Origin of the sequence: Zavarzinia sp. (assembly GCF_049306435.1) — a bacterium.
Classification (GTDB): domain Bacteria; phylum Pseudomonadota; class Alphaproteobacteria; order Zavarziniales; family Zavarziniaceae; genus Zavarzinia.
This window is the reverse complement of sequence record NZ_JBAQRT010000122.1, coordinates 1-17,111: the sequence shown is the minus strand read 5'-3', so window position 1 is coordinate 17,111 and position 17,111 is coordinate 1. Positions and strand designations below refer to the sequence as shown.

Here is a 17,111-nt window from a genome sequence, read left to right as displayed (position 1 = left end):
GGGCTGGAGCGCCTGATGGCGGCGCTGTCGGCGCAAAGCTGCCGGCCGAGGGCGGTGGTCTTCACCGTCGAATCGGTGGATGACCCGGCCCATGGCCGGATCGCGGCGCTGGCCGCGCCCCTTCCGGTTTCCGTCGTCGTCGCCGGCGAGACGGTCGCGGGCAGCCAGAAGTGCCGGAACCTCGCGGCGGCCCTGCGGCTTCACGGTGAAGACGCGCCCTTCATCGTCCTCGCCGATGCCGATATCGAGCCGCCGCGCGACTGGCTCGCCCATCTGCTGCGGCCCCTGGCGCGGGGTGCGGCCGATATCGTCACCGGCTATCGCTGGCCCGTGCCCGGTGATGCCGGTCTCGCCACCATCCTCGGCACCTGGGCCGATCGGGCGGTGGCGGGCCTGCCCAAGCCCAACCGGGGCTGGCTGACCTGGGGCGGCTCCCTCGCGCTGAAGCGCGACGTGGTGCGCACCCTCGATCTGCCGGCCCTGTTCGAGCGGGAAATCTCGGACGATCTGGCGCTGGCCGGCGCGGCGCGGCGGGCTGGGCTGAAGATCATCTTTCGCGGCGCCGTGCTGGTGCCGACGCCCTTCCGCCATTCGCTGGCCTCGCTGCTCGGCTTCGGGCGGCGGCAGTATCAGATGTTCCTGCTCTATCAGCCCTGGCTCTGGGCCTGGGCGGGGCTGACGCTGGCGCTCAATCTCTTCGGCTCGGTCAGCCTGTGGCTGCTGGCGCTGCGGGGCGGCTGGGGGCTGGTGGCTTTCGGCCTCGGGGCCGGCATTGTCGCCCTGGCGGACGGACAGCGCCGCCGTCTGGCCCGGCGCGCCGGGATCGCGTCAACGGGGCAGCGGATGGCGGAGCGGGCATCGCGCCTGTTGCCGCTGGTGCTGCCGCTGGTTCACGGCGTGAATCTGCTGGCATTCCTGCTCAGCCTGGATCGGCGCCGGGTGGTCTGGGGCCATTGCACCTATCGCCTGCGCGCGGGGCGGGTGGTCGCGATCGAACGGCGCGCTCCGCGCTGACGGCGGCCCTATTCTTCCTCGTTGAAACGGTTGGCGACGAGATCGCCGATCGCATCGAGCGCGGCATCCGCGTCGCGACCCGTGGCGCTGACCTCGATGCAGGTGCCGATGGCGGCGGCCAGCATCATCAGGCCCATGATCGAGGTGCCGGTGACGGTGGTGCCGTCCTTGGTAACCTTCACCTCGGCATCGAAGCGGCTGGCCGTGCTGACGAATTTGGCCGCGGCGCGGGCGTGGAGGCCGCGCTTGTTGCAGATCTTCAGCACCCGGGGATTGTCGCCTGCGCTCACGCCTGCTCCCCGGCGAGATGGGCTGACGCGACCGAGATATATTTCTTGCCGGCGTCCTGGGCGGCATTGACCGCTTCGGCCAGGGTCATCTTGGTGCGGACGCTGGCCAGCTTGATCAGCATGGGCAGGTTCACCCCGGCGATCACCTCGATGCCGGGACCGAGCACGGAAATGGCCAGATTGGAGGGCGTCCCGCCGAACATGTCGGTGAGAATGATGACCCCCTTGCCCCGATCAACGGCGGAGACGGCATCGACAATGTCGATCCGACGCCGTTCCATATCGTCCTCGGCGCCGATGCAGATCGCCCGCATCGCCTGTTGCGGCCCGACGACGTGTTCCGTCGCCGCTATGAACTCTTCAGCCAGGCGACCGTGAGTCACCAGTACCAGGCCGATTATGGCTCCATTCGACAAGACAACCTCAAGCGAACACCGTATCGCGATGTATGACGGTGACGCGATGACCGCTTTCGCGCAAGACCCCGCCGATGCGTTCGGCCATAAAGACCGAGCGATGGCGGCCGCCAGTACACCCAAAAGCGATGGTAAGATAGGATTTCCCCTCCCGGCGGTAGAGTGGGACGAGGAAGGTGAGCATACCCGAGACCCTTTCGTCGAATTCGGCGAAGGCGGGATCGGCCATGATATGGGCGCCGACCTCGGCATCCCTGCCGGTGCCGGGGCGCAGCGCGGGCACCCAATGCGGATTGGCGAGGAAGCGCACGTCGAAAACGAGATCCGCCTCGCGCGGCAGGCCCTTCTTGAACGAGAAGGACATGACCGAAACCGAAAGCCCGGCGTTGGCGTCGAGCGGGAACAGCCCGGCGATCAGGCGCTTCAGATCGTTGATGCTGAGCAGCGTGGTGTCGATCACCTCGTCCGCTTCGTCGCGGATATCGCTCATCAGGCGCTGTTCGAGGGCGATGCCATCGGCCACCGGCCGCTCCTCCGCCATGGGGTGGCGGCGGCGGGTTTCGGTGTAGCGCTGGGCCAGGACCACTTCGGCGCAATCGAGAAAAAGCACCTGCAGTTCGAGATCGGGCCGCGCCCGCAGTGATTCGACCCGGCGCAGGAATTGCTCGGCGACGAAACCCCGGCTGCGGATGTCGACATTGATGGCGACGCCGCGCGCCGGATGCTCGGCCCCGGGCGACAGAAGGGCGGACAGGAAGGTCAGGGGCAGATTGTCGATCGTCTCATAGCCGAGATCCTCGAGCGCCTTCATCGCCGTCGCCTTGCCGGCGCCGGACAGGCCGGTGACCAGGATGACCGGCAGCGCGCCGGGGCGCCTGTCGCTCCCGGCAATTTCGAGTCCCAGGGGGGATTCGTTCATCGTCTGACCTCGAGTGTGCCGCCGACGAGGGCAAGGGCCATCTCCAGCTTGATCGGCGCCGATTGTTCGAAGGGATTAAGCGCGATCCGTGACAGGCTGATGTCGGCGATGCTCACCCGTTCGTCGGCCGGCAGGCGCGGGATATCGCCGACGGGAAACAGATCAGCGACGAGGGCGAGGGGGATCTGGCGCGCGGCCGGCATGTTGACGAGGCCAAGGCCCCGCACCTCGAGCAGGCCGTGGATCGCCGCCGGGCAACGGGCAATGAGTTCGCCGGCCTCGACTGTCACTTCCACCTGATCGTCGGCGACGAGCCAGGCCCCGCGATCGACGAGACGCAGGGCAAGATCCGACTTGCCGGCGCCGGATGGGCCACGCAACAGGACGCCGCGCGGGCCGAGAGCGACGCAGGTGGCATGAAGCAGCAGGGGTACGAAAGCCGGCATGGCGGCAAATTGCGCTGCCCGCACCGCCTCGTCAATCGATGTCGGAGGCGAGAGGTCGGTTGCCGCGGCGGGGTTTCTCGATGAGGGCGGGCAGGCGCACGGTGAAACAGGCGCCCGCCGCCGTGCCGGCGGTGCCGGGGCGGTTGCTGGCGGTGATGCTTCCTTCGTGGCCTTCGACGATCTGACGCACGATGGCGAGACCAAGGCCCGAATGACTGCCGATCTGCTCGTTCGGACGTTCGGTATAGAATCGCTCGAAGATGCGGGTCAGGGCTTCGTCGGGAATGCCCGGCCCGTCGTCCTCGACCCGTGCCACCAGGTCGCGGCCATCCCGGACCAGGGCGACGCGGACCTTGCCGCCCTCGGGTGAAAAGGAAATCGCATTGTCGATCAGATTGCGGAACACCCGGCCCAGCTGTTCCGCGGCCCCGAAGACGGCAAGATCGCGGGCCTCGGTGGCGACGGTCAGCTCGAAGGCCGGTCCGCCTTCGCGCTTCAGGTCGGTGTACGTGTCGATAATGCCCTTCAGCAGGCCGTCGAGGGCGACGGGTCGGCGCCGGTCGCGCGCCATTTCGGCATCGAGGCGCGAGGCGTCCGATATTTCGGAAATCAGCTTGTCGAGGCGGCGGACATCGATCTCGATGATCTCGGTCAGGCGCTGGCGGGCATGGGCATCCCTGGTGAGGCCCCAGGCCTCGACCGCGCTGCGGATCGACGACAGCGGGTTCTTCAACTCGTGGGCGACATCGGCGGCGAAGGATTCGATGGCGTCGATCCGGCCGTAGAGCGCTTCGGTCATCGATTGCAGGGCCAGGGACAGATCGCCGATCTCGTCGCGGCGGCGGCTGAAATTGGGGATCGCGACTCGCTCGCCCCGTCCGGCCTTCACCTGTTCGGCGGCCTCGGCCAGTTGGTGCACCGGGCTCGCGATGGTGCGCGCCAGGAAGATCGACAGCAGCACGGTAACGGCGAGGGCGAAGGCGAAGACTTCGAGAATGGCGAGGCGCTCGGCCCGGATCGCCTGGTCGATGTCGCGCGCCTCGACCGAGAGGACGAGGGCGCCCAGCACCTTGCGGAAGCGGACGACGGGAATGGCGACGGAAATATGGGGCGCGCCATCGGCCGTCATGCGCTCGATCGCGCCCGTGTTGCCGGCGAGGGCGGCGGCGGCCTCCGGATAGTCGCGGGCCTGCTGCAACGGATAATCGACATAGAGCGAGCGCGGCCGGGCCACCGGCAGCAAGGGCTCCAGCAGATCGTAAAGGAATTCGACGACCCCGGGGCCGTCATCCGGCGGCGGCAATTCGACCCGCGATACCTGGGCCCCGGGGCGCAGGTCGTTGGTGTCGGCGACCAGCTGGCCGTCGTTGTTGAACAGGCGGGCGCGCGTCGCCGTCGGATCGGTCAGGCGCAGCAGGAGGGCGCGGGCCGGCAGGATGTCGAGATCGGTCGCCTCCGGCCCCGACGAAGCGGCGAGGCCGAGGGCGCCTGCGATGATCTCGCCCTGGGTCAGCAGCGAATCGGCGCGCTGGGTGACGAGGCTCGAGCGGAACTGGTCGAGATAGAGCACCCCGCCGACGAGAACGGCGAGGGCGACGACATTGACCGCCAGGATCCGCCGGGTCAGCGACGAGAAGGGGCCGCGCCCGCGGGTGTGCCGGCGAACGGGCGCCGAAAGGGGCATGATACCGGACCTAGACCTCGTCAAACTTGTAGCCGATGCCATAGAGCGTCTCGATCGAGCCGAAGTCCGGATCGACGGTCTTGAACTTCTTGCGCAGGCGCTTGATGTGGCTGTCGATCGTGCGGTCGTCGACATAGACTTGGTCGTCATAGGCCGCGTCCATCAGCTGGTCGCGGCTCTTCACATGGCCGGGCCGCTGGGCGAGGGCCTGGAGGATCAGGAATTCCGTCACGGTGAGCGTGACCTGCTGGCCATCCCAGGTGCAGGCATGGCGCAACGGATCGAGGGTCAGGCGGCCGCGCACCATCAGGGGCTCGGGTCTCGCGTCGTCGCCCTCGCCGGCGGCCTCGGCCCGGCGCAGCAGGGCCTTGATCCGCTCGATCAGCAGGCGCTGGGAGAAGGGCTTGCGGATATAATCGTCGGCGCCCATGCGCAGGCCCAGCACCTCGTCCAGCTCGTCGTCCTTCGAGGTCAGGAAAATGACCGGCAGGCTGGAGGCCTGGCGCAGCCGGCGCAGCACTTCCATCCCGTCCATGCGCGGCATCTTGATGTCGAGCACGGCGAGGTCGGGCGGCGAACGGCCGAAGGCGGCCAGCGCCGTCGCGCCATCGGTATAGGTCTCGACCGCGAAACCCTCGGCCTCGAGGCCGATCGATACCGACGTCAGGATATTGCGGTCGTCATCGACGAGGGCGATCTTGGGGGTGGTCTTCATGCCGGGTCCTTGGTCCTGCCGCCGGGATAGGAGTCGCGGGTGCGGCCTATCCCGTCGCATGGAATTGGGCGGTAATTTTGGCAAGGATGCGGCGAATATGCCATCACCCTCTGGCGAAGGGCCGCGACGCCGGCCGTCCGGAAGGCAGGAGAGCGTGAAAATGACCGAAGCCAGTCCCGCCGATACCGCCCGCGATCTCGTCCGTCGCACGCCGACCGCGTCGCTCGGCGTGCTACTGCCGGGGGGTGGCCCCTATGTCTCGCTGGTGCTGACCGCGACCGACCATGCCGGCCGGCCGCTGATCTTCATCTCGGGCCTTGCCGAACACACCAGGGCCCTGCTGGCCGATGGTCGGGCGTCGCTTCTGTTCGACGGCACGGTCGGGCGGATCGCCCGGCTGACCGGGGCGCGGGTCAGCCTCGTCGGGCGGATGAGCCGGATCGACGACGAGCGCCTGAAGGATCGGTTCATCGCCCGCCATGCCGAGGCGGCGATGTATCGCGACTTTCCCGATTTCAGCCTGTGGCGGATGGCGCCGGAGCGCGCCCATCTCGTGGCGGGCTTTGGCCGCATCCACTGGATCCCGGCGGCCGATGTCCTGTTCGATGATGCGCCTTGCGCGGTCCTCGCCGAAGCCGAGGCCGAGATCGTCGCCCATATGAACGCCGATCATGCCGATGCGGTCGCGCTCTACGCGACGGCGCTGCTGGGCCTGCCTGCGGCAGAATGGCGCATGACGGGACTCGACCCCGAGGGAGCCGATCTCGCGGCACCGGATGGCGGTCGCGGCCGGATTTTCTTTGATCGGGCCGTGGCAAACGCAACCGAGGCGCGTATTGCGCTGGTGGATTTGGTGCGCCGGGCACGAGTTTCGGAAAATCCTGTATGAAATGTCACAAACCGGGGAGAAGTGGACAGTTGCGGACCCGGGCGGCGGAATCTATTTTCCGCCCGTCATGCAACCGAAATAGATGGCGCGTGTTTGTTCGTCGTCTTCGATCACCCGCAGCGGGGTCGTCATCCCGCGCTGAAAAACCTTGCGGAGAAGTCCATTGCGCCAAATTGGCACCCATGTTTCGAAACACGGCCTTGAGCTCCAGGGCATCCGCAACGTCGCCGCGGCCTACTGGAACCTGGGCGCCCCCGCCCTCTACGAGGAGGCCATCCGCCGCAAGGAGGGCGTCGTCGCCGAAGGCGGTCCGCTGGTGGTCAAGACCGGCCAGCACACCGGCCGCTCCGCCAGCGACAAGTTCACCGTGAAGGACGAGACCACCGCCGACAACGTGTGGTGGGGCAAGTCCAACGTCGCGATCGAGCCGGCGAAGGCCGCCGCGCTGCGCGAGAAGGTGAAGGCCTATCTCCAGAACAAGGAAATCTTCGTTCAGGATCTTTACGGCGGCGCCGACCCGGAAAACCGGGTGAAGGTCCGCGTGGTGACCGAATACGCCTGGCACTCGCTGTTCATCCGCAATCTGCTCGTCCGGCCGCTTGCCGGCGATCTCGAGGACTTCGTTCCCGAGTTCACCATCATCGACTGCCCGAACCTGCTGGCCGACCCGGCGGTTGACGGCACCAAGTCCGAGACCTTCATCGTCGTCGACTTCGCCGCGAAGACCATCGTCATCGGTGGCACGTCCTATGCCGGCGAAATGAAGAAGTCGGTCTTCACCATCCTGAACTACCTGCTGCCGGTGAAGGGTGTCATGCCCATGCACTGCTCGATCAACGTCGGCGAAGCGGGCGACTCGGCGATCTTCTTCGGCCTGTCGGGCACCGGCAAGACCACCCTCTCGGCCGATCCGGAACGTCAGCTCATCGGCGACGACGAGCATGGCTGGTCGGAAGACGGCGTGTTCAACATCGAGGGCGGCTGCTACGCCAAGATGATCCGTCTCTCGGAAACCGCCGAGCCGGAAATCTTCTCGACCACCCGGCGTTTCGGCACCGTGCTCGAGAACGTGGTGATCGATCCCGAGACCCGCAAGCTCGACCTCGACGATGCGACCCTGGCCGAGAATTCGCGCGGCGCCTATCCGCTCGACTTCATCGCCAACGCCTCGCTCAGCGGTGTCGCGGGCCATCCCAAGAACATCATCATGCTGACGGCCGATGCCTTCGGCGTGCTGCCCCCGATCTCGCGTCTGTCGCCGGAAGAGGCGATGTACCACTTCCTGTCGGGCTACACCGCCAAGGTCGCCGGCACCGAAAAGGGCCTCGGCAAGGAGCCGCAGGCGACCTTCTCGACCTGCTTCGGCGCCCCCTTCATGCCGCGTCACCCGACGGTCTATGGCAATATCCTGAAGGACAAGATCGCCAGTCACGGCGTGTCCTGCTGGCTGGTGAACACCGGCTGGACGGGCGGCGTGTTCGGCGTCGGCCAGCGCATGCCGATCAAGGTGACCCGCGCTCTGCTGCGCGCCGCCCTCGACGGCTCGCTGAACAAGGTCGAGTTCCGCAAGGACCCGAACTTCGGCTTCGACGTGCCGGTCGCCGTGCCGGGCGTCCCGACCGAGATCCTCGACCCGCGTCAGACCTGGGCCGACAAGGCCGCCTATGACGCGCAGGCCAAGCATCTGGTGAAGCTGTTCATCGACAACTTCGCCCAGTTCGAAGCCCACGTCGACGACGCGATCAAGTCGGCCGCTCCCAAGGCCGCCTGATCGGACAGCGATCGCTTGCAAGGGGGCCGCGGGTAACCGCGGCCCTTTTTCTTTGAGCATGATCCGGGCGTCGTTAACCTTTCCGCGGCAGGATCGAAGGGTTCGTCCGCCGTATCGTCCGAGGCTTCCTTGAGCGCTGTTCGCCCCGATACCCCATCGACCCGCTATCTGTTGCTCGTCGCCTTCGGAATCCTGCCGCTGGTTCTGGTCATCGTCGCGCTGGACGAATGGCCCTTTCTGCACCAGAGCTTCAGCCGGGGCCAGGTGATCGGCCGCGATGCCTATGTCTTCTGGACGGCGGGACGGCTCGCCCTCGCGGGCGATCTCGCGTCGATCTACGACTATCCCGCTTTCCAGCAGGCGGTGACGGCCATGCTGGGGCCGGAGGCGGGCCTGCACGTCTTTCCCTATCCGCCGCCCGCCCTCCTGATGCTGGCCCCCTTCGGCGCCTTGCCCTATCCCGTGACCCTGATCCTGTGGTCGCTGGCCGGGCCGGTCGCTTTCGCGCTCGCCGTCGCCGCGCCGGATTTCCGCCGCTCGTCCATCCTGCTCGCCCTGGCGGTGCCGCTGTGCGTCACCAATGTCGCGCTGGGCCAGAACGGACTGATCTGCGCCGCCCTCATCATCGGCGGGCTGCGACTGGCGCGGGGCCGGCCGCTCCTCGGCGGTGTGCTGATCGGCCTGCTGATCTTCAAGCCGATGCTGGCGGTGATGCTGCCGCTGGTGCTGCTGATCGACCGGCGCTGGCGGACGATTGGGGCCGCGGCGGCCACGGTGATCGTGCTGTGTCTCGCGTCCTGGCTCGTCTTCGGGACCGGCCTCTGGGCGGCCTATCTGACCGAGGGCGTACCGTTCCAGCGCCAATTGCTCGAAGAAGGCTCGGGCCTCGCCCAGGGCATGAAGCTGACGGCCTTCATGGCCGCGCGCGTGCTGGGATTCGACATCGGCGACAGCTATGGGGTGCAGGGGATGGTCTCGGTCTTCGCCCTCGGCACGGCCCTCGTCTATCTGTGGCGCCGGCGCGGCGGCGGGGTCGGGGAGGGGCGAGACCTGACGGTCGTCGCCCTGGCGACGGCGCTGATCCTGCCTTACCTGCACTTCTATGATCTCGCGGTCATCGCGGGCGCGCAGATCATCGCTTGCCGGGAACGTCCGGGGCAGCCGCCCCTGGCCGAGCGCGGGTTTCAGGCCCTGCTCTGGCTTCTGCCCTTTTTCGGGATGATCCTGAATGTCCTCGGCCGGCCGGTGGCGGTACCGCTATTGATGGTCTCGCTGCTGCTCGCCGCGCGGCTTCCGCGCCAGACAGAAGGCGGTCACGCCGCATAGCCGGTTCACCGGCAGCAGCAGCCGCGCCTCGATCCCGCACAACAGGCGAAGCACGCCGTTGACGAGGGGTGGCGCCGGGCGCAGATCGGATTCGCTGACCTTGCTCATCCCCCGCTTCGCCAGGCGCACGAGCGCGACCAGCGGAAACAGCAAGCCGAAGAAATAGCGCCCGCGCACGACCTCCAGCCCGGCGCGTCGGGCCAGATCCTCGAGCTGACGCAGCCGATAGCGCCGATGGTGGCCGAGGAAGACATCGTGCCCGCTCCACAGCGACGGGAAGGCCGGGACCGACAGCAGAAAATATGCGTCCTCGGCGGCCGCCGCCACATAGTTGGCGAGGAAGCCGGTGTCGTCCTCGACATGCTCGAGCACGTCGATGAAGAGGATCAGCTCGTGACCGGCGATGTCTTCCGGCTGGCGGCGGAACAGGACCGGTTTGCCGGCTTCGATGCTGTCCCGATCCGCCGGGTAGTTGATGTCGACGCATTGGCAGCGCGCGGCATTCGTTTCCCGCAGCAGGCTGCGGCCGAAGAAGCCCGAGCCCGCCCCGACGTCGAGGATCGCCCGGAAGTCGAGGCCGCGCAGCAACCGGCGCACCGCGCCGAGTTTCGAGGCGTAATACCAGTGCCGCGACACGGACTCGCCGAGGATGTCTTCTTCCTTCAGGTCCATCAGCAATCCTCCCCACTCTGGTCGGCGCGGCGGGACGCGCGGCGTGGCAGGACCGCGAGACGCGACAGCTCGCCCCGCTTTTCCTCGATCAGCGCCCGGTCGAAGCCGGCGAAATCGCGCACGATGTAGAGCGGGCGGTTCTTCGTCTCGACGAAGATGCGCGAGGCATATTCACCGATGATCCCGATCGACAGCAGCTGAAGCCCGCCCAGCACGGTAACCAGCACGGCGATTGTGGCGAAGCCCGGGGTGTCCCGGCCGTAGACCAGGGTGCGGACGACGATGAAGCCACCATAGAGAAAGCCGAGCAGGGCGACGGCGGCCCCGACGTAGCTCCACACCCGAAGCGGCATCGAAGAGAAGGAGGTGATGCCGTCGAGGGCGAAATTCCACAGCCGCCAGAAACGGAATTTGCTTTTCCCGGCGGCCCGCTCCGGCCGGTCGTAAAGCACTTCGCCCTGACGGAAGCCGAGGGCGGCGAACAGGCCCTTCATGAAGCGGTTGCGCTCCGGGAACTGTTGCAGCGCATCCAGCACGCGGCGGTCCATCAGCCGGAAGTCGCCGACATTGCTCGGAATGGGAATGTCCGACAGGCGATTGAACAGGGCATAGAAATGCCCGGCCGAAACCCGTTTCAGCGCGGTGTCGGTCGGCCGGCTTCGCCTGCGGGCATAGACGATGTCGAAGCCCGCCCGCCATTGCTCGACCAGCTCGGGGATGACCTCGGGCGGGTCCTGCAGGTCGACGTCCATCGGGATCGCCGCGTCGCCCGTCGCGAAATGAAGGCCCGCGGTCATGGCGGCTTCCTTGCCGAAGTTGCGGGACAGGGACAGGAGGCGCAGGCGGGGCTCGGTCGCCCGGGCGGCCTCGATGACGCGCGCGGTACCGTCGGCCGAGCCATCGTCGACGAAGACGATTTCGAAAGACGGGGTGAGGTCGCGCAGGACCGGCAGCGCGGCCGCCAGGAAGAGCGGCACGGCATCCTCTTCATCGCGCACCGGCACGACGACGGACAGGACGAAATCACTCGGCTCCAAGGCAAGACTCCCGTGGTCGATCTGGCCACTGTTGCATCAGGATAACAGTCTTGGGTTAAGAACGTCTCGACCACTCTCGCCGCAAATCCGCCGCGCTTTATCCCGGTCTCCGCCTCAATCCCTGCGAAAGGTGGCCCTCGCCTTTCCATGGGAGATTGCATCATGTCGGTCATGAAGTCCGGGTTCGTCCCGGCGATGGTTCTGCCCCTTTCGCTGGCGGGTGGCCTCTGGGGATGTAGTTCCTCGCCGGGGGGAGGAATCTCCGTTGGGAGCGCGGGATCGCAGTATGATATGTCCGCCGCGCCCGCAGTCGCATCCATGGGATCGAGCCGTGCCGCCATGGCGCCCATGCCCCAGCCCGTCGGCGACCGCTTCCCGGAAGTCTCGGCCAATCCGGTGAAACTGGTGACGGAGGAGCCGGTCTCGACCTTCGCCGCCGATGTCGATACCGCATCCTATGCGGTCGTCCGGCGTTACCTGCGGCAGGGCAAGCTGCCGCCGGCCGAGGCGGTGCGGGTCGAGGAGATGGTGAATTACTTCCCCTACGAGCTGCCGGCGGCGCAGGACCGGGATCAGCCCTTCTCGGCCCGGGTCGGCATCATGCCGGCGCCCTGGAATGCCGAGGCGAAACTGATGACCATCTCGATCAAGGCGATGAGTCTCGAGGCGGGCGCGCGGCCGCCCCTCAATCTCGTCCTCGTCATCGACGTTTCCGGCTCGATGGACGGGGCGGATCGGCTCGCTCTGGTCAAATCGTCGCTGCGCGATTTCGCCCGCGAGCTGCGGCCGAGCGACAAGGTCGGCATCGTCGTCTATGCCGGCGCGGCCGAGGTGAAGCTGGAGCCGACCTCGGACAAGGACGAGATCATCGACACCATCGACGGGCTTTCCGCCGGCGGCTCTACCGCCGGGGGCGCGGGGCTGAAGGAAGCCTATGACCTCGTCCGCCGCCATTACGCCGAGGGCGCGGTGAACCGGGTCATCCTCGCGACCGACGGCGATTTCAACGTCGGCAATACCAATCCCGCGACGCTCGCCGATTTCGTGGAGGAGCAGAAGAAGAAGGGCATCTATCTCTCCATCCTCGGGGTCGGGGCCGGCAATCTGAACGACGGGCTGATGCAGGCCATCGCCCAGAAGGGCAATGGCAATGCCTATTACGTCGATACCGCGCTGGAGGGACGCAAGGTGTTGCGCGAGGAAGCCGCCTCGACCCTGGTGCCGGTCGCCGACGACGTGAAGTTCCAGGTCGAATTCAATCCGGCCCGGGTCTCGGAATACCGCCTGATCGGCTATGAGACCCGCGCCCTCGCGCGGGAGGATTTCAATGATGACCGTGTCGATGCCGGCGATGTCGGCTCGGGCGCGGCGGTGACTGCGATCTACGAGATCACCCCGGCGGGCGGCAAGGGTTACATCGATCCGCTGCGCTATGGTTTCGCGGGGCCGCCGGCCGGCGCGCATGGCGACGAATTCGCCCTGCTGCGCATCCGCTACAAGCTCCCGGGCCAGGGCGCCAGCCGTCTGATCGAACGCCCGGTGACCCGGCGGGACGAGGTGACGAGCCTCGCCCAGGCGGGCGACAATCAGCGTTTCCAGGCCGCCGTCGCCGCCTATGGCCAGAAGCTGGCGGGCAGCCGCTATGTCGCGGGCCTGTCATGGGAAGCGATCGCCGACCTGGCCGACGGCGCCCGCGGCCGTGATCCGGACGGTTACCGCGCCGAATTCATCCAGCTCGTGCGCACGGCGGATGGGCTGGCGCGATAGGGCCCCTCCGCCGACACTGTAACATTGTCGTCCCGGCGCAGGCCGGGAACTCGAAACGAGAAGGCGCCTCTCCTTGCGCGAGATCCCGGCCTTCGCCGGGATGACGGCGTAATGGGGAGCGTTCCCGGCGCTCAGGCGACCGCCCGGACCTCGACCGGCATTCCGTTCAACACCGCGTTGCCGCTGGCGGCATCGAGCAATGCTTCGTCCGACAGGTCGTTGAAGGAGACGCCGCCGGCGGCGGCGGCGATGGTCAGGTGAAGGCCGTCCCGCGTCGCCTGGCCCCAGCCGTGGGGCAGGCAGACGACGCCCGGCATCACATCTTCGCTCGCTTCAACCTCGATCTTCACTTCGCCGATGCGGCTGGTGATGGCGACGGTCTGGCCGCTGCGGATCTGGCGCAGTTCCATGTCGGCGGGATGCATCTGCAGGCGGTTGCGCACGGGGCCCTTGATCAGGCGCTGGCTGTTGTTCATCCACGAATTGTTGGAGCGGACATGGCGCCGGCCGATCAGCACCAGGTCGGGGCGCTCGCCCGCCGCCGCCTTGAGGCGCGGCAGGTCGGCGAGGCAGCCCTCCGGCGCGGCCTCGATCTTGCCGCTCGCCGTCAGCAGCCGCTCGGGCAGGGAGGGACGCAAGGGGCCGAGGTCGACGCCATGGGGCGCCGCCCGCAGCTTCTCGAGATCGAGGTCATAGGGGCCGACCTGCAGGCCCATGTCGATCAGCACTTCCGGGGCCATCAGGTGCGGGGCCTCCTGTCCCATCGCCGTGGCGAAGGCGGTGGCGATGCCCGCCAGCACTTCCCAGTCGTGCAGGGCGCCGTCCGGCTTCTCGAACAGGGGATCGGACCAGCGCGCGACATTGCGCACCGCCAGCGTCAGGAAGGCGAGATCGTAATGTCCGCGCTCCAGCGGCGAGCAGGGCGGCAGGATGATGTCGGCATGGCGCGTCGTCTCGTTGACGAAGAAATCGACGCTGACCATGAAGTCGAGCCCGGCGAGGGCGGCATCCAGCCGCCGGCCGTTGGGCGTCGACGAGACGGGATTGCCGGCGACCGTCAGCAGGGCACGGATCTGGCCGGTGCCTTCGGTCTCGATCTCCTCCGCGAGGGCCGCCACCGGCAGGCTGCCGGCGAATTCGGGCAAGGCCCGCACCCGGCTCCTCCAGCGGGCGAAGCCACCGGCGGCGCGGGGCGCCATGCCGGCCTCGATCGCCGGGTGGGACAGCAGCGTGCCGCCCTCGCGGTCGAGATTGCCGGTCAGGAGGTTCAGGAGCTGGATCGCCCATTGGCACAGGGTGCCGAAGGCCTGGGTCGAGGTGCCCATGCGGCCATAGAGGGCGGCGCGAGGCGCTGCGGCGAGGTCGCGGGCAAGGCCGCGGATCGTTTCGGCCGGAAGGCCGCTGGCCGCTTCCGCGACTTCGGGCGTCAGGGGCGCGACCGCCTCCCGGACAAGGTCGAGGCCGGCGGTGAAATCGGCCAGCCGCCCGGCATCGGCCAGTTCTTCCGCGAAAAGGACATGGACCATGGCCAACAGCACGAAGGCATCGGTGCCCGGACGGATGAAGTGATGGCCGTCGGCGACCTTGGCGGTTTCCGTGCGCCGGGGATCGATCACGATCATGCGCCCGCCCCGGGCCTTCAGCGCGGCCAGCCGGCCCGGGAAATCCGGCACGGTCATCAGGCTGCCGTTGGAGGCCATGGGGTTGCCGCCGAAGACCAGCAGGAAGTCGGTGCGGTCGATGTCGGGAATGAACAGGTAATTCTGGTGGCCATACATCCAGTAAGCCATCAGTTGATGCGGCAACTGGTCGACCGAGGTCGCGGAATAGACCGATTTCGTCTTGATCAGGCGCAGCAGCGGCCCGCCCCCGGTCAGCAGGCCGACCGAATGGACATTGGGATTGCCGAGATAGGCGCCGATGGCGTCGCGGCCATGGGCCCTGGCGATCTCCGCCAGTCGCGATCCCACGGTCTCGAAAGCCTCGTCCCAGGAAATCTCGACGAAATCACCGCCCACCCGCTTCACCGGCCGGCGCAGGCGCTCCGGGTCCTCGTGCAGGTCCTTGAGGGCGACCCCCTTGGGGCAGATATGGCCATGGGACAGCACATCGGCCTTGTCGCCGCGAATGCTGGCGACCTTGCCATCCTCGACCGTGATCTCCAGCCCGCAGATCGCCTCGCACAGATGGCAGGCCCGGTAATGCGTCGCCATGAAAACCTCTCCCCGATCGTTCTTTTGGATCAAGGGTAGGCCGTTCGGAATTGAGGCGGAAGGGGCTTGTGGCCGAGGCTAATGCGCCTCGGCCCAGGAGTGTCCGGTGCCGGCTTCGACGACGAGGGGGACCGAGATGTCGAGGGCGGGCAGGGCGGCGCCCTGCATGATGCGGACGACGACGGCTTTCGTCGCCGCGATCTCGGCGTCCGGTACTTCGAACACGAGTTCGTCGTGGACCTGCAGCAGCATCTTGGCCGACAGGCCGGCCTCGCGCAGGGCGTCCGGCATGCGGATCATGGCGCGGCGCATGATGTCGGCGGCGGAGCCCTGGATGGGGGCGTTGATCGCGGCCCGTTCCATGAAGGCGCGGCGGGCCGCGCTCTTGTCGTTGATGCCGGGAACATGGCACTTGCGGCCGAAGATCGTGCCGACGAAGCCCTGCTTGTGGGCGAGTTCCTTCATCGCGTCCATATAGGCGCGGATGCCGGGGAAACGCTCGAAATAGCGCTTGATGTAGGCGCCGGCCTCGCCCTGCGGAATGCCGAGCTGGTTGGCGAGGCCGAAGGCCGAGATGCCGTAGATGATGCCGAAATTGATCGCCTTGGCGCGGCGCCGGATCATCGGGTCCATGCCCTCGACCGGCACGCCGAAGACTTCCGAGGCGGTCAGGGCGTGAATGTCGATGCCCTTGGCGAAAGCCTCCTTCAGGGCGCCGATGTCGGCGATATGGGCGAGCAGGCGCAGCTCGATCTGGCTGTAGTCGGCCGACATGAGCACGGTGCCCGGCGCGGCGACGAAGGCGCGGCGGATCTTGCGGCCTTCCTCGGTGCGGATCGGGATGTTCTGCAGGTTGGGATCGGTCGACGACAGGCGCCCCGTCGAGGTCGAGGCCATGGCGTAGGACGTATGGACCCGGCCGGTCTGCGGGTTGATCTGGGCCTGCAGCGCGTCGGTATAGGTCGACTTCAGCTTGGCCAGCTGGCGCCAGTCCAGAATCTTCTGCGGCAGGGCGTGGCCCTGGCCGGCGAGTTCTTCGAGCACATCGGCGCCGGTGCCCCAGGCGCCGGTCTTCATGCGCTTGCCGCCCGGCAGTTTCATGTCGTCGAACAGGATTTCGCCCAATTGCTTGGGGCTGCCGACATTGAAACTACGTCCGGCGAGCTGGTGGATTTCCCCTTCCATCTCGGCCATGCGGGCGGCGAAATCGGCCGACAAACGGGCCAGTTCGGTCCGGTCGACCAGGATGCCGGCCGCTTCCATGTCGACGAGCACGGGCGACAGCGGCCGCTCCAGCGTCTCGTAGACGGTCAGGACCCTCTCCCGGAACAGGCGGGGTTTCAGGGCCTGGTACAGGCGCAAGGTGATGTCGGCGTCTTCGGCGGCATAGCGCGTCGCCTCGGCGAGGCCGACCTCGTCGAAGCCGATGCGCTCCTTGCCGGTGCCCGTGACCTCGTCGTATTTCACCGTCTCGTGGCCGAGGTGCAGGCTGGCCAATTCGTCCATGCCATGGCCGTGGGCGCCGCCCTCGAGGGCATAGGAGATCAGCATCGTGTCGTCGAAGGGGGCGATGGCGATGCCGTGCTTGCGCAGCACCAGCATGTCGTACTTCAGGTTCTGCCCGACCTTCAGCACATCGTCCGCTTCGAGCAGTGGCTTCAGCAATTCGAGCGCCGCCTCGGCCGGGATCTGCGCCGCGATATCGCCATCGAGCGCGAGGCCGCCGCGCGGCCGGTGACGCAAGGGAACATAGGCTGCCTTGCCCGGCTCGACGCAAAGGGAGAAGCCGACGAGCTGCGCCTGCATGGCATCGAGCGAGGTGGTCTCGGTATCGAAGGCGACGATGCCGGCGACGCGCGCCCGCTCGATCCAGCGCTGCAGCGCCGGGATGTCGGTCACGGTCTCGTAAACGGTGGTGCCGGGTGCCACCGGCGCTTCGGCCGGCTTCGCCG

Annotated in this window: 15 protein-coding genes; 5 read left to right on the top strand and 10 right to left on the bottom strand. The window is 67.4% G+C overall.

Annotated elements, in window-relative coordinates:
- Positions 1–1,014 (top strand): glycosyltransferase (locus tag WAZ62_RS06530; protein ID WP_422642704.1); only part of this gene is annotated, 1,014 nt, incomplete at its 5' end.
- Positions 1,015–1,022: 8 nt separating this feature from the next.
- On the opposite strand, the gene WAZ62_RS06525 is transcribed toward WAZ62_RS06530, so the two are convergent.
- The 6 genes from WAZ62_RS06525 to WAZ62_RS06500 are packed head-to-tail and all read right to left on the bottom strand — an operon-like array spanning position 1,023 to position 5,484.
- Complete coding sequence (locus WAZ62_RS06525) at positions 1,023–1,304, bottom strand: HPr family phosphocarrier protein (protein WP_422642703.1); 282 nt, start codon at positions 1,302–1,304, stop codon at positions 1,023–1,025.
- Positions 1,301–1,705, bottom strand: coding sequence for a PTS sugar transporter subunit IIA (locus WAZ62_RS06520; protein WP_422642705.1), 405 nt, complete (start codon positions 1,703–1,705; stop codon positions 1,301–1,303). The genes WAZ62_RS06525 and WAZ62_RS06520 overlap by 4 nt, the downstream gene beginning before the upstream one ends.
- Before the next feature lie 22 nt (positions 1,706–1,727).
- Positions 1,728–2,639, bottom strand: a complete 912-nt coding sequence (gene rapZ, locus WAZ62_RS06515; RefSeq protein WP_422642702.1) for an RNase adapter RapZ — start codon at positions 2,637–2,639, stop codon at positions 1,728–1,730.
- Complete coding sequence (locus WAZ62_RS06510; protein WP_422642701.1) at positions 2,636–3,085, bottom strand: HPr kinase/phosphorylase; 450 nt, start codon at positions 3,083–3,085, stop codon at positions 2,636–2,638. The genes rapZ and WAZ62_RS06510 overlap by 4 nt, the downstream gene beginning before the upstream one ends.
- Before the next feature lie 31 nt (positions 3,086–3,116).
- Positions 3,117–4,769, bottom strand: a complete 1,653-nt coding sequence (locus WAZ62_RS06505) for a stimulus-sensing domain-containing protein (RefSeq protein WP_422642700.1) — start codon at positions 4,767–4,769, stop codon at positions 3,117–3,119.
- 10 nt (positions 4,770–4,779) lie between these two features.
- Positions 4,780–5,484 carry a response regulator transcription factor gene (locus tag WAZ62_RS06500; protein ID WP_422642699.1) on the bottom strand — a complete coding sequence of 235 codons (705 nt, stop codon included), beginning with the start codon at positions 5,482–5,484 and terminating at the stop codon, positions 4,780–4,782.
- 160 nt (positions 5,485–5,644) lie between these two features.
- Here WAZ62_RS06500 and WAZ62_RS06495 point away from each other — a divergent pair, with 160 nt between their 5' ends.
- The 3 genes from WAZ62_RS06495 (at position 5,645) to WAZ62_RS06485 (ending at position 9,470) form a co-directional block, all read left to right on the top strand.
- Positions 5,645–6,373, top strand: coding sequence for a HugZ family protein (locus WAZ62_RS06495; protein WP_422642698.1), 729 nt, complete (start codon positions 5,645–5,647; stop codon positions 6,371–6,373).
- Between the two features lie 163 nt (positions 6,374–6,536).
- Entirely contained in the window at positions 6,537–8,144 is a 1,608-nt protein-coding gene (locus WAZ62_RS06490; protein WP_422642697.1) for a phosphoenolpyruvate carboxykinase, read from the top strand.
- A 129-nt stretch (positions 8,145–8,273) separates the two neighbouring features.
- Positions 8,274–9,470 (top strand): glycosyltransferase family 87 protein, encoded by a 1,197-nt coding sequence (locus tag WAZ62_RS06485; protein WP_422642696.1) that lies wholly within the window; start codon positions 8,274–8,276, stop codon positions 9,468–9,470.
- On the opposite strand, the gene WAZ62_RS06480 is transcribed toward WAZ62_RS06485, so the two are convergent.
- Positions 9,402–10,142 carry a methyltransferase domain-containing protein gene (locus WAZ62_RS06480; protein ID WP_422642695.1) on the bottom strand — a complete coding sequence of 247 codons (741 nt, stop codon included), beginning with the start codon at positions 10,140–10,142 and terminating at the stop codon, positions 9,402–9,404. The genes WAZ62_RS06485 and WAZ62_RS06480 overlap by 69 nt on opposite strands.
- Positions 10,142–11,179, bottom strand: coding sequence for a glycosyltransferase family 2 protein (locus WAZ62_RS06475; RefSeq protein ID WP_422642694.1), 1,038 nt, complete (start codon positions 11,177–11,179; stop codon positions 10,142–10,144). The genes WAZ62_RS06480 and WAZ62_RS06475 overlap by 1 nt, the downstream gene beginning before the upstream one ends.
- 318 nt (positions 11,180–11,497) lie before the next feature.
- Between WAZ62_RS06475 and WAZ62_RS06470 the strand changes: the two genes are divergently transcribed.
- Positions 11,498–12,946 carry a vWA domain-containing protein gene (locus tag WAZ62_RS06470; protein WP_422642693.1) on the top strand — a complete coding sequence of 483 codons (1,449 nt, stop codon included), beginning with the start codon at positions 11,498–11,500 and terminating at the stop codon, positions 12,944–12,946.
- Between the two features lie 131 nt (positions 12,947–13,077).
- Here WAZ62_RS06470 and WAZ62_RS06465 read toward each other — a convergent pair whose 3' ends face one another.
- Together WAZ62_RS06465 and polA are read right to left on the bottom strand one after the other, a co-directional pair.
- Positions 13,078–15,159: a molybdopterin-dependent oxidoreductase gene (locus WAZ62_RS06465; protein ID WP_422642692.1), complete on the bottom strand. Its 2,082-nt coding sequence runs from the start codon at positions 15,157–15,159 to the stop codon at positions 13,078–13,080.
- A 78-nt stretch (positions 15,160–15,237) separates the two neighbouring features.
- On the bottom strand, positions 15,238–17,111 hold a 1,874-nt coding region (gene polA / locus WAZ62_RS06460; protein WP_422642691.1), incomplete at its 5' end, for a DNA polymerase I.

Coding starts and splice junctions, on each gene's coding strand:
- WAZ62_RS06470 (WP_422642693.1), top strand. CDS start 11,498: ATGGGATCGAGCCGTGCCGCCATGGCGCCCATGCCCCAGCCCGTCGGC.
- rapZ (WP_422642702.1), bottom strand. CDS start 2,639: ATGAACGAATCCCCCCTGGGACTCGAAATTGCCGGGAGCGACAGGCGC.
- WAZ62_RS06495 (WP_422642698.1), top strand. CDS start 5,645: ATGACCGAAGCCAGTCCCGCCGATACCGCCCGCGATCTCGTCCGTCGC.
- WAZ62_RS06500 (WP_422642699.1), bottom strand. CDS start 5,484: ATGAAGACCACCCCCAAGATCGCCCTCGTCGATGACGACCGCAATATC.
- WAZ62_RS06510 (WP_422642701.1), bottom strand. CDS start 3,085: ATGCCGGCTTTCGTACCCCTGCTGCTTCATGCCACCTGCGTCGCTCTC.
- WAZ62_RS06505 (WP_422642700.1), bottom strand. CDS start 4,769: ATGCCCCTTTCGGCGCCCGTTCGCCGGCACACCCGCGGGCGCGGCCCC.
- WAZ62_RS06480 (WP_422642695.1), bottom strand. CDS start 10,142: ATGGACCTGAAGGAAGAAGACATCCTCGGCGAGTCCGTGTCGCGGCAC.
- WAZ62_RS06465 (WP_422642692.1), bottom strand. CDS start 15,159: ATGGCGACGCATTACCGGGCCTGCCATCTGTGCGAGGCGATCTGCGGG.